The sequence below is a fragment of the Nocardia sp. NPDC050413 genome (assembly GCF_040655475.1).
Lineage (GTDB): Bacteria > Actinomycetota > Actinomycetes > Mycobacteriales > Mycobacteriaceae > Nocardia > Nocardia coubleae.
In genome coordinates this window covers 659,754-681,482 of the sequence record NZ_JBFAJZ010000001.1, presented here as the reverse complement: position 1 = coordinate 681,482, position 21,729 = coordinate 659,754, and the positions used below count along the sequence as shown (strand labels likewise).

General features: G+C 66.1%; 23 protein-coding genes. 9 read left to right on the top strand and 14 right to left on the bottom strand.

Features of this window, described 5'->3' with window-relative positions; all coding sequences use genetic code 11:
• Positions 1-62 precede the first annotated feature (62 nt).
• The 3 genes from AB0I19_RS03275 (at position 63) to AB0I19_RS03265 (ending at position 2,765) form a co-directional block, all read left to right on the top strand.
• Complete coding sequence (locus tag AB0I19_RS03275; protein WP_357143825.1) at positions 63-1,244, top strand: FAD-dependent oxidoreductase; 1,182 nt, start codon at positions 63-65, stop codon at positions 1,242-1,244.
• Between the two features lie 22 nt (positions 1,245-1,266).
• Positions 1,267-2,157 carry an RNA polymerase sigma-70 factor gene (locus AB0I19_RS03270; protein WP_357143823.1) on the top strand — a complete coding sequence of 297 codons (891 nt, stop codon included), beginning with the start codon at positions 1,267-1,269 and terminating at the stop codon, positions 2,155-2,157.
• 215 nt (positions 2,158-2,372) lie between these two features.
• Positions 2,373-2,765, top strand: a complete 393-nt coding sequence (locus tag AB0I19_RS03265) for a hypothetical protein (protein ID WP_357143822.1) — start codon at positions 2,373-2,375, stop codon at positions 2,763-2,765.
• Here the strand turns inward: AB0I19_RS03265 and AB0I19_RS03260 are convergent.
• Complete coding sequence (locus tag AB0I19_RS03260) at positions 2,741-3,529, bottom strand: SDR family oxidoreductase (protein WP_357143820.1); 789 nt, start codon at positions 3,527-3,529, stop codon at positions 2,741-2,743. The genes AB0I19_RS03265 and AB0I19_RS03260 overlap by 25 nt on opposite strands.
• Before the next feature lie 210 nt (positions 3,530-3,739).
• On the opposite strand from AB0I19_RS03260, the gene AB0I19_RS03255 reads away from it, so the two are divergent.
• Positions 3,740-4,477 (top strand): HD domain-containing protein, encoded by a 738-nt coding sequence (locus AB0I19_RS03255; RefSeq protein WP_357143819.1) that lies wholly within the window; start codon positions 3,740-3,742, stop codon positions 4,475-4,477.
• Here the strand turns inward: AB0I19_RS03255 and AB0I19_RS03250 are convergent.
• The 3 genes from AB0I19_RS03250 to AB0I19_RS03240 all read right to left on the bottom strand — a co-directional run bounded on the left by AB0I19_RS03250 (position 4,414) and on the right by AB0I19_RS03240 (position 6,542).
• Positions 4,414-5,799, bottom strand: coding sequence for a Dyp-type peroxidase (locus tag AB0I19_RS03250; RefSeq protein ID WP_357143818.1), 1,386 nt, complete (start codon positions 5,797-5,799; stop codon positions 4,414-4,416). The genes AB0I19_RS03255 and AB0I19_RS03250 overlap by 64 nt on opposite strands.
• 86 nt (positions 5,800-5,885) lie before the next feature.
• A complete protein-coding gene (locus tag AB0I19_RS03245; RefSeq protein ID WP_357143817.1) occupies positions 5,886-6,266 on the bottom strand; it encodes a DUF4440 domain-containing protein in 381 nt (126 codons plus the stop codon).
• Positions 6,267-6,386: 120 nt separating this feature from the next.
• A complete protein-coding gene (locus AB0I19_RS03240) occupies positions 6,387-6,542 on the bottom strand; it encodes a hypothetical protein (RefSeq protein ID WP_166655796.1) in 156 nt (51 codons plus the stop codon).
• Positions 6,543-6,727: 185 nt separating this feature from the next.
• Between AB0I19_RS03240 and AB0I19_RS03235 the strand changes: the two genes are divergently transcribed.
• Positions 6,728-7,321, top strand: a complete 594-nt coding sequence (locus tag AB0I19_RS03235) for a TetR/AcrR family transcriptional regulator (protein WP_357143815.1) — start codon at positions 6,728-6,730, stop codon at positions 7,319-7,321.
• 30 nt (positions 7,322-7,351) lie between these two features.
• On the opposite strand, the gene AB0I19_RS03230 is transcribed toward AB0I19_RS03235, so the two are convergent.
• From AB0I19_RS03230 to AB0I19_RS03220, 3 genes are all read right to left on the bottom strand, one after another.
• On the bottom strand, positions 7,352-7,648 hold the full coding sequence (locus tag AB0I19_RS03230) for an MmcQ/YjbR family DNA-binding protein (protein ID WP_357143813.1): 297 nt from the start codon (positions 7,646-7,648) through the stop codon (positions 7,352-7,354).
• Entirely contained in the window at positions 7,645-9,336 is a 1,692-nt protein-coding gene (gene ilvD, locus AB0I19_RS03225; RefSeq protein ID WP_357143811.1) for a dihydroxy-acid dehydratase, read from the bottom strand. Before ilvD ends, AB0I19_RS03230 begins: the two co-directional genes overlap by 4 nt.
• A 78-nt stretch (positions 9,337-9,414) precedes the next feature.
• Positions 9,415-10,725: a TerD family protein gene (locus AB0I19_RS03220; protein WP_357143809.1), complete on the bottom strand. Its 1,311-nt coding sequence runs from the start codon at positions 10,723-10,725 to the stop codon at positions 9,415-9,417.
• 176 nt (positions 10,726-10,901) lie between these two features.
• Between AB0I19_RS03220 and AB0I19_RS03215 the strand changes: the two genes are divergently transcribed.
• Positions 10,902-11,783: a glucosyl-3-phosphoglycerate synthase gene (locus AB0I19_RS03215; RefSeq protein ID WP_067489523.1), complete on the top strand. Its 882-nt coding sequence runs from the start codon at positions 10,902-10,904 to the stop codon at positions 11,781-11,783.
• A 50-nt stretch (positions 11,784-11,833) separates the two neighbouring features.
• Here AB0I19_RS03215 and AB0I19_RS03210 read toward each other — a convergent pair whose 3' ends face one another.
• The 7 genes from AB0I19_RS03210 to AB0I19_RS03180 all read right to left on the bottom strand — a co-directional run bounded on the left by AB0I19_RS03210 (position 11,834) and on the right by AB0I19_RS03180 (position 20,189).
• Positions 11,834-13,678, bottom strand: a complete 1,845-nt coding sequence (locus AB0I19_RS03210; protein ID WP_357143807.1) for an ATP-binding cassette domain-containing protein — start codon at positions 13,676-13,678, stop codon at positions 11,834-11,836.
• 9 nt (positions 13,679-13,687) lie between these two features.
• Positions 13,688-14,836: a 3-oxoacyl-[acyl-carrier-protein] synthase III C-terminal domain-containing protein gene (locus AB0I19_RS03205; RefSeq protein WP_357145101.1), complete on the bottom strand. Its 1,149-nt coding sequence runs from the start codon at positions 14,834-14,836 to the stop codon at positions 13,688-13,690.
• 90 nt (positions 14,837-14,926) lie between these two features.
• On the bottom strand, positions 14,927-16,393 hold the full coding sequence (locus AB0I19_RS03200) for a fatty acid desaturase (protein WP_133734137.1): 1,467 nt from the start codon (positions 16,391-16,393) through the stop codon (positions 14,927-14,929).
• A gap of 214 nt (positions 16,394-16,607) precedes the next feature.
• A complete protein-coding gene (locus AB0I19_RS03195) occupies positions 16,608-17,399 on the bottom strand; it encodes an LppX_LprAFG lipoprotein (RefSeq protein ID WP_357145098.1) in 792 nt (263 codons plus the stop codon).
• A 225-nt stretch (positions 17,400-17,624) separates the two neighbouring features.
• Positions 17,625-18,023: a hypothetical protein gene (locus AB0I19_RS03190; RefSeq protein ID WP_357143805.1), complete on the bottom strand. Its 399-nt coding sequence runs from the start codon at positions 18,021-18,023 to the stop codon at positions 17,625-17,627.
• 509 nt (positions 18,024-18,532) lie between these two features.
• Positions 18,533-19,285, bottom strand: coding sequence for an inositol monophosphatase family protein (locus tag AB0I19_RS03185; RefSeq protein ID WP_357143804.1), 753 nt, complete (start codon positions 19,283-19,285; stop codon positions 18,533-18,535).
• A 28-nt stretch (positions 19,286-19,313) separates the two neighbouring features.
• A complete protein-coding gene (locus tag AB0I19_RS03180) occupies positions 19,314-20,189 on the bottom strand; it encodes a DUF5919 domain-containing protein (RefSeq protein WP_357143802.1) in 876 nt (291 codons plus the stop codon).
• A 231-nt stretch (positions 20,190-20,420) separates the two neighbouring features.
• Here AB0I19_RS03180 and AB0I19_RS03175 point away from each other — a divergent pair, with 231 nt between their 5' ends.
• Genes AB0I19_RS03175 through AB0I19_RS03165 form a run of 3 tightly spaced genes read left to right on the top strand, consistent with a single transcriptional unit; the run spans position 20,421 to position 21,363 of the window.
• Positions 20,421-20,714: a hypothetical protein gene (locus tag AB0I19_RS03175; protein ID WP_357143800.1), complete on the top strand. Its 294-nt coding sequence runs from the start codon at positions 20,421-20,423 to the stop codon at positions 20,712-20,714.
• Positions 20,711-20,887 carry a hypothetical protein gene (locus AB0I19_RS03170; protein ID WP_357143798.1) on the top strand — a complete coding sequence of 59 codons (177 nt, stop codon included), beginning with the start codon at positions 20,711-20,713 and terminating at the stop codon, positions 20,885-20,887. The genes AB0I19_RS03175 and AB0I19_RS03170 overlap by 4 nt, the downstream gene beginning before the upstream one ends.
• On the top strand, positions 20,884-21,363 hold the full coding sequence (locus AB0I19_RS03165; RefSeq protein ID WP_357143796.1) for a DNA-directed RNA polymerase subunit beta: 480 nt from the start codon (positions 20,884-20,886) through the stop codon (positions 21,361-21,363). The genes AB0I19_RS03170 and AB0I19_RS03165 overlap by 4 nt, the downstream gene beginning before the upstream one ends.
• The last annotated feature ends 366 nt before the right edge of the window (positions 21,364-21,729 follow it).

Below are 21,729 nucleotides of genomic sequence, written 5' to 3'. Positions count from 1 at the left end.
GTGTCAGGATTCTCGCCCGCGCGGTGTCTTGTGCTCGAACCCCTCGGAGCGAAGGAGACACCATGAACACCAACCACGTGGTCGTGATCGGCGGCGGATACGCCGGGGTGATGGCGGCTAATCGGCTCAGCGCGCGCCAGGACGTGCGGATCACCGTGATCAACCCGCGCCCCGTCTTCGTGCCCCGGCTGCGCCTGCATCAGCTGGTCGGCGGAACCCACGACGCGATCGTGGACTACCGCGAGGTACTGGCCGAGGGTGTCTCGCTGGTCGTCGACAGCGTCACCGGGATCGACGCGGGTGCCCGCCGCGTCGCCCTCGCCGACGGCGCGGACCTCGACTTCGACTACCTGATCTACGCCGTCGGTAGCGGCACCCCGGAACCACAGGTGCCCGGTGCCGCCGAATTCGCCTGTCCGGTCGCCACTTTGGAGGCGGCGCAGCGATTGCGGTCGATCCTGTTCGACCGGGCGATGTCGGCGCCGGTGACCGTGGTCGGCGGCGGCCCCACCGGGATCGAGACCGCGACCGAACTCGCCGAACAGGGACGTTCGGTCACCCTGGTCTGCGGCGGCACGCTCGGCCCGTACCTGCACCCCCGAGCCCGGCGGACCGCCCGCAAGTACCTGACGAAACTGGGTGTCGGGCTGCTCGAAGGCCCCGAATCGGTCGTCACCGAGGTGACGAAGACGTCGGTGCGCTTGGCGACCGGAACCGCCCTGCCCAGCGAAATCACCATCTGGGCAGCGGGTTTCGGGATACCGCAACTGGCGGCGCACAGTGGACTGCGTACCGATGCCGCCGGGCGGCTACTCACCGACGAGACCCTGACCAGCGTCGACGACGACCGGATCGTCGCGGCCGGTGACTCGTCGGCACCCTCGGACCTGCCGTTCCGGATGAGCGCCTATGTGGCCGGTTGCCTCGGCGCACACGCGGCCGACACCATCGCGCACCGCATCGACGGGACCGAACCCACCTCGATCGACCTGGCTTTCCAGGCTATGTGCATCAGCTTCGGCCGCCGAGCGGGCATCTTCCAGCTCGGCCACAAGGACGACACCGCGATGGGCCTCTACTTCACCGGCCCGGCCGGTCGCGCGCTCAAGGAGTTCTCGTGCGCGGCCAGCGTGAAGCATCTGGTGACCGAGGCGAACAAGCCCGGTTCGCACTCCTGGCCGAAGGACGGCAAACACCGTCCGCAGGTGTTGCGCGACCGCCGCGCCGCGATCACCACAGCCTGAGCCACGGACAGGAGAACCGACGATGACCACGCCCGTCGACGCGACGGAAACCTTTGTGCAGCATCGCAATCTGCTGTTCACGGTGGCCTACGAGATGCTCGGCTCGGCGGCCGACGCCGAGGACGTGCTGCAGGAGACCTGGCTGCGGTGGGTGAAGGCCGACCTGGACGAGGTGGCGGACCGGCGCGCGTATCTGGTGCGCATCACCACCCGCCAGGCGCTGAACCGGTTGCGCTCGCTCAAGCGGCGACGGGAGTCCTATGTCGGTTCGTGGCTGCCGGAACCGCTGCTCACCGCACCGGACGTCGCCGCCGATGTCGAACTCGCCGACAGCGTGTCGATGGGATTGATGCTGGTGCTCGAGACGCTGACCCCGACCGAACGCGCGGTGTTCGTGCTGCACGAGGCGTTCGGCATCAGCTACGCCGAGATCGCGGCGGCGGTCGACAAGTCGCCCGCCGCCGTGCACCAGATCGCCAGTCGCGCCCGCCGGCACGTGGAGGAACGCAGGCCGCGGCGCACGGTGAGCGCACAGCAGGCCGAGGCCACGATCGAAGCGTTCCAGCGGGCGCTGGAGACCCGTGACCTGCAGGGATTGCTCGATGTGCTCGCACCGGACGTGGTTGCCGTCAGCGACGGGGGCGGGATCAAGCAGGCGAACCCGCGCCCGGTCGTCGGCGCCGACAAGGTGTCGCGTTTCATCGTCGGCGGCCTCACCAAACACGCTGTCGACCTCGTCGTCGAGCCGACGCTGGTCAACGGTGGGCCCGCGCTGGCGGTGTCCATCGACGGCGAGCGCGACGGTGTGCTCGCCGTCCGCGTCGAGGACGACCGGATCACCGGCATCTACTACGTCCGCAACCCGCAGAAGCTGACGCACATCGACGCGGCGACCCCACTCACCCTGCGATGAGATGCCCGTACGCGTCGCCGCGCCGGGTGGTGCGGGAGGCTGCACCCATCCACGACTCCCCCACGCACGAATAGTGTGCAGGCGGGCCGGCACCGCACTACCCGCACCACCCACTCCCTGGCGCCGGCCCGCCTGTTTTGTGTCTTCACCAGGTGTTTTCGTGCGCTCGGCCGGGGTAAGCGACTCACGTCAAGCCCTTCTCAGTGAGGAGTGCGGTGTCCACCGACGACCGTCCGACCGGGCCGAATCGGGCCGCGGCCTTGGCCCGCGCGCACGGCGCTTTCAATGTCGTGGGCGGCGTATGGCCGCTCGTCAGCAGGCGCAGCTTCGAGGCGATCTTCGGCTCGAAGTACGACCGCTGGTTGCAGTTCACCGTCGCCGGACTGCTCGCGGGCAACGGCCTCGTGCAGCTGACGTCAGCGCGCACACCCGCGGGCCTGGCGAGCGCACGCAGGCTCGGTCTCACCACCGCGGGCTGGTTGCTGGCGATCGACCTGATCTACGTTCCGAAGGGCACGATCCGCAAGACCTACCTCCTCGACGCGGCCATGGAGATCGGCTGGCTCGCCGCCTGGCAGGGGCGCTACGGCAGGATCGAATCGACGTAACCACCGTCGACGCGCAGGGCTCCGCCGGTGGTCGCCGACGCCAGCGGCGAACTCAGATAGACGACCATGTTCGCGATTTCCGACGGTTCGATCAGCCGCTGGATCAGCGACTGCGGGCGATGCACGCGCATGAACTCCCGCTGCGCCTGCTCCCACGGCAACGACCGGTCGACCAACTGGTACACGAAATCCTCCACGCCACCGGTGTGCGTGGGTCCGGCGATCACCGAATTCACCGTGACCCCGGTCCCCGCGGCATCTTTGGCGAAGCCACGGGTCACAGCGAGCAGCGCCGTCTTGGACACACCGTAGTGGATCATCTCGGCGGGAGTGACCACGGCGGAATCGCTGGCGATCTGCAGGGCACGACCCCACCCGCGCTCGATCATGCCGGGCAGATAGGCCCGGATGAGCCGCACGGCCGACAGCACGTTCACCTCGAAAAACGACCGCCATTGCGCGTCGGTGATCTCCCGCGCGGGCACCGCCTCGAAGATGCCGAGATTGTTCACGAGAACGTCCACGCCGGGCAATTCGCGCAGCAATCGGGCGACGCCCTCGTCGGTGGTCACATCGGCCGCCACACCGACCGCGTCCCCACCGGTGCCGCGAATGGCGTCGACCGCCGCGTCCACCCGATCGGCCGAGCGTCCGTTCACCACCACCCGCGCGCCCGCGTCGGCGAGCCCCTGCGCGATGGCCGCCCCGATGCCCTGGGTGGAGCCGGTGACCAACGCCGTCTTCCCGGTCAGATCGATCCGCACGCGCATCACTCCTCACAACGGTCCTACCGGACTCCGACAAGAACGAACGCTGTGTGCACCCTATCGCCGGATCAGCGCGCAGGCCGGTCCGGCGGCGCACCATCTCCTCCACGCTCGTCATGGCGGAACCAGACAGCCACTCCTTCAACCTAATTGAAGGAATCCTGATAACCTTCAAATGCATTGAAGGTTATTCGGATCGGAGTACTCATGGACATCACTGGTCGTAGCGCCCTCGGCGCCGCCGCGTCGACCGGGGCAGCCCTCGCCGCGTCGCACGCGATCGCGTCGGCCCGGCCCGACGCGCTGGTCTTCCCGACCACACCCGTCGCCCAGGCAGCGCGTGAGCTGATCGACACCGCCGTGGCGACGCCGGTGCGCAATCACAGCCTGCGTGGATATCTGTTCGCCCGTGCCGTCGCCGCGACGAACGGCCTGCGGGCCGATGTCGACTACGACGACGAGACCATGTACCTGATCTGCGCACTACACGACATCGGGCTGGGCGAGATCGCCAACGGAAACCAACGATTCGAGGTCGACGGCGCGGATTTCGCGGCCGAGTTCCTCGAGCGCCACGGCGTCACCGACGGCCGGGTCGAGACAGTGTGGGACGCGATCGCCGCGCACACCTCCGGCTTCAGCGACTCACCGGTCTTCCGCAGGCGCAGGCCGGCCGAGATCTGGATCGCGGTAACGGGCATCGGCATCGATATCGGTGGCGGACCGGCTGATCTGCCACCCGGCTACGCCGACGTCGTCCATGCCGCCTACCCACGGCTCGGCGGAACCCCCGCGATCACCACCATCATGGAGGAGCAAATTCTCGCGGACCCCAGGAAGGCTTTTCCGGCCAGCCTGGGGGCCGAGCTCGTGCGCCTGCATCATCCGCAGGTTCCGTTGCCGAACTGGGACGACCTCATGAACTCGAGTAGTTGGCAGGACTGACCGAGCGCTCGAGCGAGCAGGGTCGCGGCGACGGGCTCCCCCGGCGCCGCACCCGGCGGCATGGCGAAGAATCCACTGCCGGTGTGCTGGACGAGCGGGTTGAGCCGGTCGGTCGCCATGGCCCGCTGTGCCTTCACGAATTGCTCGGACGGGTTGTTCTGATAGGCGGCGAAAAGTAGTCCGACATCGAGTTGGCCGTGGCCGCCGTGACTGTGTTCCGGCGTACCCGGTGTGTGCGAATGTGGTTGCGCGGGTGTCGGATCGGGCGACCCGCCGGCGTTGGCGACCAGCAATCCGTAGTCGTAGTTGTAGCCGCGGCGCAGCATCGGGATGCCGTGCACCAACCGCACATGCGCGTTGTCCGCGATCGCGAGTTCGCCGCGTTCGTCCCGCGCGGCCAGGTCGACGGTGTCGAATTCGGATCCACCACCGAGCGGGGCACCGTCACCACGCCGCCGGCCGATGATCTGGTTCTGCTGGGCGATCGGAAGTTGGTCCCACTCGGCGGTTTTCATCCGGATCTTGCGGAAGACCAGGTACGTACCGCCATGGAACCAGCCGGGTTCGGCGGGCGAGTCGACCCACACCGTTGTATCGAAATCGGTTGTGCCGGTTGGGGGATTAGCGGTGCCGTCTTTGAAACCGAAGGCATTGCGCGGCGTACCGCCGTCGCCGGGGAGTCCGAGGAAACCGTGCTGAGTCCAGCGCATCCGGGCCAGGCCGGGCATGCGCGCTCGCAAGGCCCGAAAAGCGTGGCTGACCAACTGGGAGTCGTCGGCGCAGATCTGCACCAGCAGATCACCACCACACCAGGCGGGGTTCAGGGCGTCGCCGTCGAAGGTCGGCAGTGCGCCGAGGTGGCGAGGACGGCGGTCGGCGAGGCCGAACCGCTCGTCGAACACGGCGGCGCCGAGACCGAAGGTCATCGTCAGGCGGGCAGGCTCGAGTCCGGTCGCGAAATCGGTTTCGGCGGTCGTATCCGGTTGGGCGCGTGGCGGTTCGGGCATCGGTCGATGCGCCGTGAGTGCGGCCGAGACCGCGGTCCATTCGGTCAGCAGTTCACGCAGCGCGCCCCGGTCCGGACGCGCCACATCGCAGGCAAGGAACAGTGCGTGCGATTGCGGACTCGTCGCGATTCCCGCCTGGTGTTCGCCGTGGAAGGGCTCGATTGCCGCACCGGCGGAATCCGGCGTGCCACCCCGCCCGATCACCGCGCCCGCCGTCGCCGCGCCAGCCGCCGTGACGGCCCCACCGATCAGGGCTCGCCGCGAGAAACCCGTGGTCGCACCGTAATTACTACGCTCTGTAGTAGTTTTTCGCATGCGCGTAGAGTAGCTCAGCAAGTCGACAGCTTCAACCTACATGAAGGTGTGCTTACGCGAGCCCGAAGGCTGTGCCTCTGGGCGGGTCAGTCGGGTACGTCGGTTTCCTGAAGGGTCCACCAGCGCACCGTGTCGGGCTCCGGGCGTAGAACCGCGAGCACGCGACGCCGGGAGACCACACCGGCGTGGTCGTGCGATTCGAGGAAACGCACGACCGTCATGGCATCGTCCGCCGACAGCACTTCGATCTCGCTGATGGTGATGCGCAACCCCGGCTGGGCGTTACGCGCCGCTCGCAGCCCGGCCAGCAATTCGTCGCGGTGCAGGATCTGCCCGGTGGTGGTCACCATGGAGAACGAGGCATCCTGCGCCGCCGCGAAACGGTCGAAAACCGAGTCCGGCGCCTCGGTCCCGAGCCAGGCGGCCAGGTCATCGTGTAGCGCCCGTATCGCACCCTCGAGATCCACGCTCAACTCTTCGCCTTTCGCCGCGATGATTCACACACGAATCGAGGTAGCGCAGGGGGCGGCCGATCACAGTCCCCTGTCCGCTCGCGATCCTGAGGGCGAATACTCTTGGGCGACAGCTTATCCACCGCGTTCGGACGGTGACTCGTCGTCCTCTCCTTCCGCCTGACTGGGCTGCGGGGTGAGGCGGTCGGGTGGCTGGATCATGTCCGGGTCGGCATCCGGGTCCTGGGTGGGGTCGTAACGGTCACCGGACGGTTCCTTCGGCTCATGCATGGGGTCCTCCTTTCCTCGTACACCGCCTACCCGGTGCGAGAGTGGGAAAACGGTCGGGCACCGGAGCCCAGGCCGCTACTTTCGGCGACTCGAGCACCGACCCTGACGACGGGCCGAATGGTGTCGGCCACGTCACATGGCCCGGCACCGGCCGCGATCCTCCGAGACGAGATAATGGCGCGGAAATGACCGAGACCATCGAGCCCCGAGGCGATGCCACCCGTGCACGCCTCCTAGAGGCAGCCATCGACGCGTTCGCCGAAAAAGGCTTCAACGGTACGACCACGCGCGATATCGCGTCGGCCGCCGGTATGAGCCCGGCGGCGGTGTATGTGCATCACAAGTCGAAAGAGGAACTGCTGTACGTGATCTCGCGCGCGGGGCACGAGCAGTCACTCGAGCTGGTCCGCGCCGCCATCCGGTCGACCGAGGACCCGACGCTTGCCCTGCGCACCGTGATCCACGACTTCGCGGCACACCATGTGCGCGGCCACACCAGGGCCCGGATCGTGAACTACGAATTGTCCGCGCTCACCCCCGAGCACTACGCGGAGATCCGGGGCCTGCGCCGCCAGATCGACCAGGAGATCCGCGACCTCGTCGAACGCGGAGTCGCCACCGGCGCGTTCGACGTGCCCGACACACGCATGGCCGCGGTCGCCCTGCTCTCCCTCGGCATCGACATCGCCCGCTGGTACCGCGACGGCGGCGACTGGAGCCCCGAGGACATCGCCGAGGGCTACGCGAACATGGCGTTGCGCATCGTCGGCGCGCGCTGAAACCTCCCGATCAGCTGATCGCAGGGCAGATCAGCCGTGCGCGTCCCACGCGTCACCCAACATTTCGGCGACGAGTTCGGGGGCGGCGTCCGCCAGGGTCACCTGCACCGCGGCGAGCCTTCTGCCCCACCACGACTCGGCGCACCAGGCGGGTGATTCCGCGACCGCCTCACGAATGCCTGCCTCGGGGAGCATCACACGCAGGTGTTCGTCGTCGGGCAGGGTCGCGAAAATGGTTCGCCTGCGAAACGAGGGCCGACCGTGGTGGTCTCGTTCGGTCGCGCCCTCGAATCCCAGCGCCAGCAGGCGAACCTCGTCCGGCGTCATCCCGTGACGGCTCCCTGTGCCGCCGAGCTGACCAGCTTGCGGTACTTGGCGAGGACACCGGAGGTGTACTTGGGTGCGGCGGGTTCCCAGCCGACCTTGCGGGCGGCGAGGTCGGCCGGGTCGATTTCCACGTCGAGGCGCCGGTTGGCGACATCGAGGACGATCGGGTCGCCGTCGCGGACGAACGCGATCGGACCGCCGTCGACCGCCTCCGGTGCGACGTGGCCGACACACAAACCCGTTGTGCCACCGGAGAATCGGCCGTCGGTGAGCAACAGGACATCCTTGCCGAGGCCCGCGCCCTTGATCGCCCCGGTGATGGCGAGCATTTCGCGCATACCCGGACCACCCTTGGGACCTTCGTTGCGGATGACCACCACATCACCGGCCACGATGCTGCCGTTCTCCAGCGCGTCCATCGCGGCGCGTTCCCCGTCGAACACCCGTGCCGTCCCGGCGAACACATCGGAGTCGAAGCCCGCGCTCTTCACCACCGCCCCTTCGGGCGCCAGCGTGCCGTGCAGGATGGTGAGCCCGCCGGATCGGTGGATGGGCCGGTCGAGCGGCCGGATGACGTCGCCGTCGAGACCGAGTTCGATGTCGGCGAGGTTCTCGGCCATGGTCTTGCCGGTGACGGTCATGACATCACCGTGCAGCAGACCCGCGTCGAGCAGCGCCTTCATCACGACGGGGATACCGCCGACCCGGTCCACATCGGTCATCACGTAGCGGCCGAACGGTTTCAGGTCGGCCAGATGCGGCACCTTGTCACCGACCCGGTTGAAGTCGGCGAGGGTGAGGTCCACCCCGGCCTCGCGCGCGATCGCCAGCAGGTGCAGCACCGCGTTGGTCGACCCGCCGAGTGCCATGACCACGGTGATGGCGTTCTCGAAGGCAGGCATGGTCAGGATGTCGCGCGCGGTGATCCCCTTGCGCAGCAGCTCGACGACTGCCTCCCCGGACCGGTGCGCGTAGACGTCGCGCCTGCGGTCGGGGGCGGGTGGCGCCGCCGACCCCGGCAGGCTCATGCCGAGTGCTTCGGCCGCCGAGGCCATCGTGTTGGCGGTGTACATGCCGCCGCACGCGCCTTCGCCCGGGCAGATCGCGCGCTCGATGCGGTCGACCTCTTCGCGGCTGATGAGGCCCTTGATGCAGGCGCCGACGGCTTCGAAGGCGTCGATGATGGTGACGTCCTTACCGTCGAGATTGCCCGGCAGCGTCGATCCCGCGTAGAGGAACACACTGGCCAGGTCGAGCCGGGCGGCCGCCATCAGCATGCCGGGCAGGCTCTTGTCGCACCCGGCGAGTAGCACCGACCCGTCGAGGCGTTCGGCCATCATGACCGTCTCGACGGAATCCGCGATGATCTCGCGGCTGACCAGCGAGAAGTGCATGCCCTCGTGGCCCATCGAGATACCGTCGGACACCGAGATGGTCCCGAACTCGAGCGGGTACCCGCCCCCCGCATGCACACCTTCCTTCACGGCGTCGGCCAGCCGGTCGAGCGACAGGTTGCACGGGGTGATCTCGTTCCAGCTCGACGCCACCCCGATCTGGGGTTTCACCCAGTCCTCGTCCCCCATGCCGACCGCGCGGAGCATGCCGCGTGCGGCGGTCTTCTCGAGCCCGTCGGTGACATCGCGCGAGCGGGGCTTGATATCGAACGATGATTCGGTGTCGGATGCCATGGCCCAAGCCTACGACTCACCAGCGAAAACGCCGACGGCCCGCCCGCGTGGAAGTCTCCGGCGGAACCACCGGACAGCTCAGCGCGGTGCGGGGCACTGACCTTCGTAGCGGCTGAGGCCCAGGCCGTTGCTGGATTTGCTGCGGCCGACGGGGCCGTTCTTGGCGGCGCGGACCCAGGACCCCTCGGTGTCGAGGACGGGCATGCGTTCGCTGAAAGCCCGGCTGTACCTGGTGGTTCCGTCGACGGTGAGGATGCCGTCGCGGACGTCGATGTGGGCGACGGTCGCCCAGAAGGAGTTCTTGCCGTTGCCGATGACTACGGTGATCTGATCCGCGTCCGGACCGGGCAGTCCGTCGGGCCCGGGGCGGCCGTAGCGCACCCGGACTCGCGGGCGGCCGAAGGTATCGATGGCTCCGGCACCGTTGTCGACGGACTGGTACACGTTGAGCAGCAGGTCACCGTTCTCGGTTGGACGGACGACCACCTGTTCGGTGGCGGGCAGGCCACCGGCCCCGGGGCCGCGGCTGTCGCCCTGGTGGTGGATGTGCGGCCAGACGTTCAGATCGCCCTGGTGCCCCTTCTCACCGCTGACCACGACATAGTCGCCGGTGAGTTCGTTGCGGCAGAAGAAGTACACGTCCAGGTCGCCGGTGCCGAATTCGGTCGGCTTGCCGTTGCTGTCGTATTTCGCGCCGCGACCGTCCCATTCGAGACCGACAGTGAGAACATGGCCCGCACCGCCCTTGCGAAGATCGATCGTGGCCCGCTTGTCCGGCGAATCCTTGGTGAGCACCACATCGACCTTGCGCAGATCGATGGTCGGGTTCTGCTGCGCCGCAACAGGTTGCGGTGCGGCGAGCGCAGGCGCGGACTCCTCCACCACCTCCTCGTCGACCGTGATTCCGTGCTCGGTCGCGAAGGCCGCGAGACCCGCGCTGTAACCCTGGCCGATCGCGTCCAGCCGCCACCCACTCCCCCGGCGGTACAGTGCGACCGCCTGCAGGACGGTCTCGGAATCGAGTCCGGCGGGCGTGAAGCTCAGCGCCTGCCCGCTACCGGTCACCGACACCCGCAGCCCCGTCACCTCACCGAACCGGATGCCCTGTGCCTCGGTACTTCCCGCGATGACAACCCGGTGGATCTCGGCCGGAATCGCCGAAAGGTCGACGGAGACAACAGCATCCGATTCGAGCTGGACACCGGGAGCGGACGGGTTGTTGAAGAAGACGAAATCGGCGTCGGAGCGCACCTTCCCGTCGGCGGTCACCAGGACCGCGGACACGTCGACCGCGCCGGCGGGACCGTCGAGATCCAGGCGAACGGTGTAGCGTCCGTCGGTGAGATCGGTCTTCGATCCCTTCGCCACTTCGACCACCGTCGCACTCATGACGTCCGCTCCTCCACTCGCCGGTCGTCGCCGTCGACGGCGAACACTCCAACCGTACCGGTCCGCGGCGCCGCGCTGTCCGTTTCACCAGCTACTCCGAGCGCGCCCTTGGCTACGGTCACAAGATGTGGTCGGATCGCTGGCAGGCGCGCGGTCCCTGACGTTCACTGATCGATATGGACGTCCGTGAGCTCATCGACCGCAAGTCGGGTCGCCGGGTCTCGGTGGTTGTCCCCGCCCTGGACGACGAGGACACCGTGGCCGGGGTCGTGGCGTCGGTGCGACCACTGCTCGGCGGTCTGATCGACGAACTGATCGTGCTCGACGCCGGCTCGACCGATCGCACCGTCGCCCGGGCGCGGGCGGCGGGCGCGGCCGCCTACACCCTTGAAGAGGCGATGCCGGGAGTGCCGCCCAGGCCCGGCAAAGGCGAGGTGGTGTGGCGGTCGCTCGCGGTGGCGACCGGCGACCTGCTGGTGTACCTCGACGCCGACCTCGTGGCACCCGATCCGCTGTTCGTGCCTGCCCTGCTGACCCCGCTGCTCACCGAACCCGGCATCACGCTGGTGAAGGGCTTCTACCGGCGGCCGATCACGACCGGCGCCCAGCTGGACGCCGACGGCGGCGGCCGTGTCACCCAACTGGTCGCGCGACCGCTGCTCACCGCGCTGGCACCCGCGCTGGCCGAGATCGTGCAACCCCTGGGCGGCGAATACGCCGTCACCCGCGCCTTCCTCGGTGATGTCCCCCTGGCAGGCGGATACGGCGCCGAGATCGGGATCCTGCTCGACTGCTGGCAGCGCCACGGTCTGTCCGCTATCGCCCAGGTCGATCTCGGTGTCCGTGTGCACCGCAACCGCCCTACCCACGAACTGGCGGTGATGAGCCGTCAGGTGGTCGCCACCTTGCTCGACCGCCTCGGCATCCGAGACTCCGGCATCGGTCTGGTCCAGTTCCTGCCCTGCGAAACCGGCTGGCGCCGAACACCTTCGGAGGTCAGTCTGGTCGACCGCCCGCCCATGCGACGGGTGGTCACCGCGCACCGCGAGATCGCCTGAGTCCGGACACAATTGTGCCCCGGTCGACGAATCGACCGGGGCACAGGCGATTACGCCGCGACCAACCCGAAGTCGAGCTTCACCAGCTGATCGGCGCAGTCGAAGTACCGGTCGTCGTGGGTGATCACGATGACGGTCTTCCCTCGCCGTTTCAGATCGGTGAGGATCTCCCGGTAGAACACCTCACGGAACCTCGGCTCCTGATCGGCGGCCCACTCGTCGAACACATAGATCTGCCGGTCCTCGAGCAGGGCGGTGAGCAGGGCGAGGCGTTTGCGCTGCCCCTGGGACAGGTCGACGGTCGACAGGCGGCCGCCCTCCACACTCACCTTGTGCGCGATCTGCAGCTCCTCGAGATACCGCCGCACCTCGGCGTCGATCCCCGGCCGGTCGAAGCCCAGATAGTCCTCGAACAGATGGAAATCGGTGAACACCGCGGACGAGTTCTGCCGGAACCATTCGATGTTGTCGTGGTCGATCCTCTCCCCGTTGAGCGACAACGACCCCGTGCGCGGCACATACAGACCGGTGATGATCTTGGCCAGCGTCGACTTCCCGCTGCCGTTACCGCCGACGACGAAGGTGATCTGGCCCGGTTCGAAGACCAGGTCGATCGGCCCGAGCCGGAACCCGCCCTCACCGGACTCGTCGAGCTCGGGCGGCGGACCCAAGGGCACCGGCCGCACATCGGTGGCGCCGTGGTCGACCCAGTTCTTGCCGTTCACATCGGGACCGGCGGCGGGCCGCGCGCCGGGATGCGCCGGGTGCGGACCACCGGGATGCCCATTGCCCCCGCGCGGCGGAACACCGGGACGCGGCGGATGCGCCGGCATCCCGCCCGGGTGTGTGCCGGGCGGCGGTGGCACCGGCGACGGCGCCTCGGAGCGGTACACGTAGGTCACGTCCGACAGTTCGAGCTTGGCCTGTCCCACCGGCGGACGCTCGACGTAGGGCAGTTCGTCCTCGTTGTGCATCGTCGTCATCGACAGGTTCATCGCCCGGATCTTGGCCAGCGCCACGTCACCGCGCAGCAGATCGGGAATGCGGTGCATGAAGTTCTGCATCGGCATCGCCAGGAACGTGGTCACCAGCACGTACCCGAACATCGTCTCGCGCGGCAGGTCGAGGGCCGCGGCGAGGACGAACAGGATCAGCGCCATCGTCGCCAGCTGCAACGCCTGACCGAAACCCTGTGCGTAGGAGAACTTCGACCCGGCGTCGGTGTTCTGGTCGCGCAGGGTGCCCGCCGAACCGAGCAGATGCCGGTCCATGAAGTCGCGGCGGCGGCCACGGTGCAGTTTGAGTTCCTTGATGCCGAGCGTGACGGCCTGGAAGGAGCGCAGCAGCGCGTCCTCGTTCTCCCGAGCCTCACGGTAGATCCCGCGCACCCGCTTGAGAACCATTTCGACACAGGCGATCCCGACCAGCGTACCGGCCACGGTGACCGCGAAGATCGGCCCCGACACCACTGCCAGGAACACGAAGCAACCCACGATGGTCGCCACGTCGACGCAGATCGCCGGAATGGCGGTGACCGCCTGCGACAGCGAACGCACGTCCTCGGTGAGCGTCGCCATCAGGCGATGCATACCGAGCCGTTCCAGGTGTTCCAGTGGAGCGGCGACGATCCCGGAGCTCAGATCGCTGCGCAACCGGTAGATGGCGTCCTGCGACAGCCGGATCAGCAGCACCTGCGAGAGCACGCCACTGACCAGGATCACCAGGCCGGTCAGCACGAACCGGGTGATCAGGTCGTCCGGCGGCGGTTTCGGCGAGACCGCCGCGTTGATCAACGTCACCAGATAGGTGTTGGCGGCGCCGCAGATCAGGCCCGCGACCACCACGGCCGCGATCCTGGCCGGCGACAGCGCGGCGAGAAAACGGAGCAATTGCATGATGGACTCTCAGCTGCGGATGACATCGAACACGATGCCCTCGAGGGTGACACCGGGCGCGAACGAGAACGCCACCCCGGTGGAAATAGGTGCCGCGGAATCGGATTCGCCGATCATGCGTTCGAGCACGAAGATCAGCGACACACTCAGCATGTTGCCGTGCTCGGCGAGCACAGCCCAGCTCGGCGCGGCCGTCTCCGGCGCGATGCCGAGCGAACGCGCCGACTCCTCGATGATGCGCGGACCACCGGGGTGGATCGCCCACAGGTCGACATCGGCCTTATCGAGACCGTTGCGCGCCAGCACCTGCGTGACCACCGGGTCGACACCGCGGTAGATGTAGTCGGGCAGACTCGCCGCGAGCTCGCAGGTGATGCCCGCGTCCTTCACGCCGAGCACGATGCCGTCCTCGGCGTCGTCGAACAGGTGGCTGAAGCTGTCGCGGATCACGACACTGCCGGGCGCCAGCGGCTGGTGCACCTGATTGGCGCCGATCACCACCGCACCGCACCCGTCGCCGAAGAGGCTGTGGGTGATCACGTCGTTGACATCGTCGTCGAAAACGGCGTTCACCGAGCTCAATTCGATGCACAGCACCATCGACTTCTTGTCCGGATGCGCCCGCACGAAGTCCACGGCGGTACGGATGCCGTTCATCGCGGCGGCGCAGCCCATGAAGTTCACGATCATCCGGTTGACCGTCGGCGAGAGGCCGAGTTCCTTGACGACCGCGACGTCCACGCCCGGGGCGATGAATCCGGTGCTGGTCACGAAGATCAGCTGACCGATCTCCTCGGCCGGGTTCGCCAATCCGGCCACCGCCCGGCGGGCCACGTCCACCGCGAGCGGTGCGGCGTGCTCGAAGAACAGATTCATCCGCTCCCGGATGGTGCCGGGGCGCCTGCTGAATTCGAGGAAATCGGGTGCGAGTGGATCGATCGCCAGATGTCGGGTGTCGATCCTGGTCTTCTCGTAGATCCGTGGAATGCGCTGCCGCTGAACGGGATCGGAGAACAGTTCCGCCACCCGTCCGGCGTTGACGGCCTGCTCGACCACTCGCTGCGGCGAGCCCGTCGCCACGGCCTCGATCACACCGACGGTCGTGGGCGGCGTCGGCGGTAGCAGATCGTGCCCGCGATCGACGTCGGTCGTCTTCAGCGGACCGTGTGGTCGACGCACACCTTCATCAATGGAAACAGACACGGGCACAATTCCTTTCGAGACAGAGAAGACGTGGCAGCGGCCGGGTCAGACGGTTCCGATGCCGGTGAAGCCCTGCACCGTGTAGGTGACGCAGGTCTTCAGCGCTGTGGGCGCGCAGTGTTCACGCACCAGTCCCCACCGGTTCTGCTTGGCCTCGTCCGAGGGCGCGAGCAGATAGGTCCGGCACAGCTTGGGAAGTCGATCACCGAAGAAGCTCTTCGCGGGCAGCCATTCGACCCCGAACTTCGCGGCTTCCTCACGCACCACGTCCTCGGTGGCGATATTGGCGAAACCGCTGCGCTGGAACGGAAGCACGTGATGGACGCGGTGCGAGCTCAAGCCCGCCGACAGGAAGCAGTCGACGTACTTGTTGCCCACCACGGTCAGGTCGTAGGCCTGCTCGAGCTGGTTGACACCCCAGTCCTCGGTCTCGGTGTGCAGTTCCTCGGTCGGCACCTCGAAGTCGTGGCTCGCGACGACCATGAAGGTGCTGATCCACAGGGTGATCACGAATTGCAGTGCCCAGGCGAGCAAGTCGCCCGCGACGGCGAAGGCGACGAACTCGGCGACCAGCAGGAATCGCATGCCGAACGAGCCGATGAAGTGCGGCAGCGCGCCACGCCAGGTGCCGTACATGTCCTTGATGCCGACCTTGCGGGTGAGCCGGCAGACGTCGAGCAGGCGAATGATCATGCCCGTCAACAGATGTCCGAACTTGTGCACGGTGTGGATCGGCACCCGGTACAGGCGCGGGACCTGCATCATCATGGTGAAGACGTTCTTCTTGATGTCGACTTCACTCTGGGTGTGCGGGTGGTGGAGCAGGGCGTGGCCGTCGGCGGTGACGAAAGACAATGCGACATAGTTCATGTCGAAGGCGTTCACCGCGTACTTGTTCCAACCCTTCTGCGCGCGGTGGATCGCGTAGTGGCCGAAGCCGGCCAGCGAACTGCGCAGCAGCACCATCGCGATCACGAAGACCGGCAACGGCATCCAGCTGGTGTCGTAGAGCCGCAGACCCTGCACCGCGAAGTAGGCGAAGATCAGGAACGCGACCACGATGTCGAACAGGCGATCCATGCGCTTCAACCGCGCGGCCAACTCCGGTTCCTTGATCCGGGCCTTCACCGCGTGCAGCAGGTCGTTCTTGTCGTCGAACTTGTACTTCGGGGTGTCGTCCCAGCTGTTGAAACCCTCTTTGAAGAGGAAATCCGGGGCATTGTTCTTCGGGTGGATGTCCTCGGGCGTGGCATTACGATTGAGGCTGTAACGCTCGATCATCCGCGCGATTTTTTCCGGATCACGATGGTAGGAACCGATGATCGAGGTGATATCGCGGTTTTTCGTTCGGCCGATGAAGAATTCACCGCCCGGATGCTTGGAGATCCACTCGCTCAGGTCGTAGGCTTTGCCGTTATACACCCACACGTTGTTGACGGGCGGTCGCCCTCCGGGGCCGGGTGGTGGCGGGAGCTCGCGCTCCTGTTCATCAGGTCGATCATCGATCGTCATCAGTGCTTCCTTCGTGTCCGAACGGCGGTCGATGCGTGTGCCTGCCGACCAGCGTCCCGACACGTATAGTCCTTGCGGCGCCTTGCATCTCGCTGAAAGTTCTCTTATCGGCCGACCCAACGACACACCGGTCCGGGTCGGCGGAGCGGCACGGTGTGCCGGATTCCGCGATCCCGGACCGGTGTGGGCTGTCGGGTGCGTGTGCGGGTGAGGATCAGCCCGCGGGCTTGACGATGTTCACCGGCTTGGCCCAGTTGGACAGGCCGACGGTGACCTCGCCCTGGTCCTTCTTCACCACGGCGCGAACGAGATTGGGGCCCTCACCGGTGGAGGCGGCCTCCGACGGCTTGGTCGAATCCGAGGCGGGCGGGGCGACGTCCTGGATCCACACCGTGATCGGCATGGTGCCGGCGTTCTGGCCGATGCGGGGCACGATCGGGTCGATCACCGCGGCGTCGATGGTGCCGCTGACCTTGACGGTGTTGATGCCGTCGATGACCTCGCGGGCCTCGGCCTTGGGGTTCTGGATGTTGGCGATCACGTTCGCGATGCCCTTGTCCTTGTCCAGGATGACGCCCGGATCGTAGACCTTCTCGGCCGGACCGGCGGGCACGTAGCGACCGCTGACCTCGGTGTAGAGAACCTTGTCCACCACAAGGAATTTCGCCTCGGTGAACGGGTCCTCCGGCTTGATCTTGACCTTCGCCTCACCCATCGCGGCACCCGTGCCCTGGGTCTCGTTGGTGACGTCGGCCGAGACGGTTTCCACCGGCAGGTCGGGCAGGTTCTTCACGTCGATGTCCAGGTGGACGGTGCGCAGGGTCTGGGTGGTCTTGGCCGACTCCTTCACGATCTGCGCGCCGTCGGGCAGTGCGCCGGTCGGCGGAGCCGCGGTGGTGGTCGAGTCGTCGGTCGAGCAGCCGGTGACGAGGGCGGCGCACAGTGCGGCGGCCGCGACGACCGCGGTCACGGCGGACCGGCGACGCGGGGTGCGGTGCGGTGTGATGTCGATCAAGGTTCATCCCCTGGAGATGGTCGTAATTCGCTTGGTGAGGCAGCCGAAGCTGCCGTCGCCTGCGACATACTAAGCAGACCATCGGACATCTCGCGCTCCCCCGCGGTGATCGTACCCGAGGATTGCATTTTTGTGAGTTATCTAGTTGTGCTAACGATTTCGGGATCGAACAGCATCGCTGGAGTCCCAGGCGGAACGCGAATGCCCTGCGGGCTGTTACCGCTCGGTTCTCGGCAGGGGTGAGGTGTCGGCGACGGTTTGTTTCCGCTCGCCGGACCCGACGCGACGCGGCATCATCTTCGGCCGGGCACCGCGAGGCGAATCGCCGCTCCGCTTCCGCCGCGACGCCGCGAGGTCGATGACATCTGCCTCGTGTGCGGGGCTGCCGTCGGCGGGATGCTGCGACTCCGCGTCGGCCGACCACGTACCGGTTTCGGCTTGCAATTCCGCGCGGGTGACCGGACGGGTGGGCGCCGGATCGTAGACGGGCGGTGAGTACCAGGGGCGACGACGCGGATCATCGAGGTCCTGCGGGCTGTGCCGTGGTCGTCTGGGCAGCCGGACGACCTTCGAGGCCGCGCCCTCGGCACTGGATCTGCCCTCGGTGCCCTTCACATCTACTCTCTTCCGACGCAGCGGCTGTGCTGCGCAGCGAATCGCCTGGCAACCACACAGGTGGTCTCCGCAGACTACCGCATGCGCGACGCGTCATCGAGGCGCCCTCGGCCGGATTCCTCAATGCCCGGCGGCGACGTATTCGTGAGGTGAATAGACAGTGTGGCCGAACCACGTTTCGACCTCGGCTTCGACAGCGTCCAGCCAGGCAGTCAGTTCATGGTTCCCGTTTCCTCGTCGCGCCAATGCCCGCGCCGCGCGAACGCGCTCCCGGGCTTCCTCTGCCCGTTTCGCTTCGCCGGAGCACGCCGGGATAAAGGCCATATGCGCCAGAACCGCGCAGCCGAGAAGGGGCGTCAGCCGCCTCATGCGCCGCGAAGCCACTCCCCCAGTAGCGCACTCGCGGGCGGCCCAGGTACCGACTACCTCCCAGCTGTCATCCATCGCCAAAGAGACAAAGGGCTGCGTAAGCACAGAACCACCTGGGAAGCCGACAACCCCGACGATTGTCAGCCCGCTTCGGCGTGCGCTTGCCCCACCAATGCGACGAGTTCCTTTGCTGTCAGGTCGTTCCCCGCGATCGTGTGACGTGAACTCGAGTTATGTGCGCTACCGTCTGAGTCGTAGACCACACCACCGCTCTCGCGCACGATGACCGCGCCTGCGGCGATGTCCCACGGATTGTTCGACAGAATGACGCATCCGTCTGTGCTGCCGTCGGCCACACAGGCGAGGTCGAAGGCGGCCGATCCGAACATCCTGATCCGCTCGGCGCGAGCGGCCAGTAGCGCAGTCAGTGAAAGTCGTGGACGGTTTCGCTGTGCCGCATCCTGCCCTACGGCATAGTCGCCGATCGAAATGATCGATTTCGAGAGTCGCGATGACGTCCCGATGTGGATACGTTCGCCATTCCGGTAGGCGCCCATTCCCGAAGCCGCATAGTATTCGCGTTGCAACGTGGGCATGCTGATAACACCGATCGCCGGCTCATGATTTTCGAACAGTGCAAGGGATATGCCAAAGAGTGGTATTCCATGAATGTAGTTCGACGTTCCGTCTATGGGATCGAGAGCCCAGAAGGCTGTCTCATCCAAACGGTGGTGTTGGTGGTCGCCCTCTTCGCCGAGGAATGCTATGTGCGGAGCTTCTACAGCGAGAAACCGGCGAATATGTTCCTGTATCGCTACGTCGACATCCGTGACAAAGTCGCGGTCACCTTTCGACGAAACCGAACCCACTCTTTTCGACTCGAGAATCGACACACCGCCGGAGACTGCACGGCGTGCGATATCAAGCAGTGACTGCCTGGTTGTACTCAATTGCGGGTTCCGTTCCCTTTCTCCACATTTCCTCGAATACTGTTGCGAAAGTCTGGAAGGTCCCTTCGACCCCCTTCCTCTTGGACACAAATGTAGGCGATTCAAGGCCACGAGCGAAAGGCAAGTATGGCTGCATCACGCATATTTCCGAGTCGATAATACACAAATTGAAGCGTACCGGTGCATCGTAGACGCGGATCTCGATCCCACCGCCCGTCTCGGCTGTCCGACTGGACTGAACTCGCTGCAACATATGAATGTTCAGTCTCGTCAGATTCACCAACGCGCCTGATGCATGGCCTTCCTCATGTTCTCTTTCGGTGATATTCGACCCGTTCGGATCGAGAAACAAGCAGCGTATCGTGGTTCCATTCAGCATCATTCGTCGCATTTCGGTATCCGAGCACTGTTGACAAAGGATGTTCAAAGACAGGCCGACGAGATCGATCGTGCGGGCTTCACGGAACAGCTCTTGCGGTGGGATCGCTTTCAAGAAGTCGGCGCGTCGCGCAAAGACGCTCTCGATGTCAGAGATTTGGCGAGCGCCGGAACTGGATGGTGGTGCGACCGTCATCTTATGTGGGGGCAGATCGGTGCCCTCCGTGTAACCAGAGAACAACTCTTCGATGCTCCACCCGGGAAACATCTCCTGAAGTACTCGGCAATGATGCGGATACGGCAGGGTCGAGATATTTCCCGACAGCCATCGATAGAACTGCGCCTTCTTCGGTCCGGCTCCGATGGCGGATGAGTCGATCTTCGCGGCTGCCGCGTCGTACTCGCGGTTGAATGCGGAAACCGTCTGGATGTGTCGTTGCCGAAGTAAAGCCTTGAGCACTGTCCCCACGCTATACCCCTCGTCATACTGCGGCGGTTTGCGCTGATCGTAGCGGAGATGAGCCATAGAAGAAACCAGATCATACAAGCACGGTGCGGATAAGACAGTGCAGGCGTCGACACCATACCGACCGGGCCGACAAAGTTGACTCCGAGTTGGCGCCAACGACCGAAGTCATATGACCGACATCCCGTCTGCTAGCCGAATCCGAACGACACATCAGCCGCAAGGAGGACACGTATGCAGCAGCCCACCAGCACCGGCCGCACTGACCTTATGCCTGAATTTTTCAGGCGCTTCCGGCACCGATATGGACCGATGACTGACACTCTCGAAACCGATGTTCTCGCTTTGCTTCAGCCGGGCGGGATGTTGACCGCCGACACGATCGCTCACAATCTGAACGCGCCGAAGTGGCGTGTCGCCCGCGTACTGAACGCCTTGCGGGACAAAGGGGACGCTTTCCGCAACCGGCGCGGGGAGTGGCAGATTTCGGCCGGGAAACGCCGCCCAGCACGGCAGGTGATCCGATGAGCAGCCTCGCTCCCCCAACTCGCGGGCGTCAGCCGGCTGTGGCCGACCTTGTGGCGTTGCTCGAGGCGATGCGGGAAGCCGGATGGGTCGCTACTGCGCCCAACCCGGCCGAGGGCGCCATGCCAACCGAGGCGACCTCCCTGCCCATCGACGTGCCGGGTGGCCTCTCATGAGCCAAATGTACTCTGTTCCTGAATCATTCGTTGAAACGCCCCGCGTGCGATGCGAGTTCTATCGGCGCGTGTGCTCGCTGCCGACCGTGGTCGACCCCGAGACGGGCCGGATAACGATGCGAGCAGGAATGGTCGGCGCAGTGATGATGCCTGCCGATCTGGCACGACGAGTGCAAACCGCACTCGATATCCGTGGGGTCACACCGTTGCCGATCATCGGCCACCCGCGGGCGGGAATGTGGACGTTCCTCGTGCGATCGGATATCCGACCTCCCGGCGACCCCGCCGAGGTCGCCCAGCTCTGGACCGCGCGCGTGATCGTGATCCGTGAAGGTGACATTGCCTTGCCGTCCCCGGTGCCGGACGCGCTGGTGGTCCGTACATGGATCTCACCGGCTATCAGCGCCTTCCGCCCGTCCGGAGCGGTTGTGATCGAATGTGCTCGTGCGTGTCTACCCGGGCAGCGCCCCCGATGAACGCCAGCGGCAGGTCACCTCACCCTCATGAGCCAGATGTCCGGCTGACAATCCAGTTCGCCGGTGTGCGAATGGATTTCGTTGCTTGCCTGACCGCCGCCTTCGTGTTTGTTCAAGACATCGCCGTCCGCCGGTCTTGCACTGTCGCTGTCGACTCCGGCCACTGCACCGGGCTCCGGCGACTTCCCAACGAACGCCTGTATCTACTGCCCTGACCTACACGTCTGCGTCGAAACACCCAGCACCCGAATGGCCTTCGCGCCGCCCCGGTCGGACCACACGACACTCCCCAGCCTGGCAGCACGAAGGCTGCCCCGAATCGAATCCCCGGTAATGCCGCGATCTCCGGGCGCCAAAAACTTGCCC

Bases quoted from the DNA above. Each gene is read 5' to 3' on its own strand.
- AB0I19_RS03240 (WP_166655796.1), bottom strand. From the start codon at position 6,542: ATGCATGAGCCGAAGGAACCGTCCGGTGACCGTTACGACCCCACCCAG.
- AB0I19_RS03215 (WP_067489523.1), top strand. From the start codon at position 10,902: ATGGACGTCCGTGAGCTCATCGACCGCAAGTCGGGTCGCCGGGTCTCG.
- AB0I19_RS03175 (WP_357143800.1), top strand. From the start codon at position 20,421: ATGCAGCAGCCCACCAGCACCGGCCGCACTGACCTTATGCCTGAATTT.
- AB0I19_RS03200 (WP_133734137.1), bottom strand. From the start codon at position 16,393: ATGACGATCGATGATCGACCTGATGAACAGGAGCGCGAGCTCCCGCCA.
- ilvD (WP_357143811.1), bottom strand. From the start codon at position 9,336: ATGGCATCCGACACCGAATCATCGTTCGATATCAAGCCCCGCTCGCGC.
- AB0I19_RS03210 (WP_357143807.1), bottom strand. From the start codon at position 13,678: ATGCAATTGCTCCGTTTTCTCGCCGCGCTGTCGCCGGCCAGGATCGCG.
- AB0I19_RS03250 (WP_357143818.1), bottom strand. From the start codon at position 5,799: ATGCGAAAAACTACTACAGAGCGTAGTAATTACGGTGCGACCACGGGT.
- AB0I19_RS03170 (WP_357143798.1), top strand. From the start codon at position 20,711: ATGAGCAGCCTCGCTCCCCCAACTCGCGGGCGTCAGCCGGCTGTGGCC.
- AB0I19_RS03270 (WP_357143823.1), top strand. From the start codon at position 1,267: ATGACCACGCCCGTCGACGCGACGGAAACCTTTGTGCAGCATCGCAAT.
- AB0I19_RS03230 (WP_357143813.1), bottom strand. From the start codon at position 7,648: ATGACGCCGGACGAGGTTCGCCTGCTGGCGCTGGGATTCGAGGGCGCG.
- AB0I19_RS03220 (WP_357143809.1), bottom strand. From the start codon at position 10,725: ATGAGTGCGACGGTGGTCGAAGTGGCGAAGGGATCGAAGACCGATCTC.
- AB0I19_RS03255 (WP_357143819.1), top strand. From the start codon at position 3,740: ATGGACATCACTGGTCGTAGCGCCCTCGGCGCCGCCGCGTCGACCGGG.
- AB0I19_RS03165 (WP_357143796.1), top strand. From the start codon at position 20,884: ATGAGCCAAATGTACTCTGTTCCTGAATCATTCGTTGAAACGCCCCGC.
- AB0I19_RS03235 (WP_357143815.1), top strand. From the start codon at position 6,728: ATGACCGAGACCATCGAGCCCCGAGGCGATGCCACCCGTGCACGCCTC.
- AB0I19_RS03275 (WP_357143825.1), top strand. From the start codon at position 63: ATGAACACCAACCACGTGGTCGTGATCGGCGGCGGATACGCCGGGGTG.